General features: G+C 61.9%; 1 protein-coding gene. It reads right to left on the bottom strand.

The window, feature by feature from the left end; all coding sequences use genetic code 11:
• On the bottom strand, positions 1-1,050 hold a 1,050-nt coding region (locus V6C16_RS14085), incomplete at both ends, for a virulence factor SrfB (RefSeq protein ID WP_333543536.1).

Genomic DNA, 1,050 nt, shown 5'->3' with positions numbered 1-1,050 from the left:
GGCGGAAGATGCGCTTTTCGGCCACGGGCATGGCAGTGGGTACGGTGAAGATGAGCCTGCGCAGCCGGCGGGGCAGGTTGGGCAGTTCCCGGCGGGCGCGGGTGGCCGGAGAGTTGATGGTTACAAGGGCCTGCGTGAGGATTTCGCCCAGCATGAAGAGCATAAGCGAAGAGCGCGTGAACAGGGATTCAAAAATGGGTTCGGCCTGCTGCTTTTGCAGGGCCGGACTTTTTTTGAACAGGGGGTCGTCAAAGCAGCCCAGGGGCGTTCCCAGCGGGTTGAGTTGACGGGGAAAAAGGCCTCGGCTCACCATAGGCTCGGTCTTGCCGCCGGTGTTGTAGCGCCAGCTTTGCTGCCACGGGCGTTCATCCCAAAGATAACGCTTGGGGCTGGACATGCCTGTTGTGCCTTCGGCGCACACGGCCTGCGTGGCAAGGCGCGCGGCTTCGGGACCGATACGCACTGCCGACGGCCATGCAAAGGCGGGCGATTGCCTGCCGGAGCGGCGCGAAAGGGCATCGTTGCCGAAGGCCGCATCCACAAATTCCACGCGCGTTTCAAAGGGATCGGCGTAGGTGTTTTCCGGTCGGCTCAGATCCCGCAGTTCCAGAAGATAACTGTCGTTAAGGTTTGTAACGCGCTGGGGCAGGGTTTCAACCAGAATGCCCGTGGTGCGGGAGTTGCCGATATCAAGCACAAGGTCCACGTCCACGGGGGTATCACGGTCAGGATTGATGACCTGCGCGGCCAGATCGTTGAGGGACATGCGCACGACATCAAGCCAGGTGAGGTAGCAGGCCAGATGCTCAAGCACGTAGGGGGTGTCGTCTTTCCACGAGCCGCGCCCCCGGTATTGCGCCTGCCGCCAGCTGTCAAAAATGCCGCTCAGCCATTCGTCAACCCAGGCCGCGTTGAGAAACCACGAGTTGTCGCGAACCAGATGCGCCAGCATGAAATGCCCGTGGGCCGCCACGTCCTGTGGCGACAGGGCATGGTAGGCGTCGCCTTCGGCCGGGCGCTGTTCCACATTTGTGTCAAAGGCCAGCACCA

This window comes from Desulfovibrio sp. 1188_IL3213 (genome assembly GCF_036763145.1).
Taxonomy (GTDB): domain Bacteria; phylum Desulfobacterota; class Desulfovibrionia; order Desulfovibrionales; family Desulfovibrionaceae; genus Desulfovibrio.
Note: the sequence above shows the minus strand (reverse complement) of the source record. Positions and strands in the feature narration are given on the sequence as shown.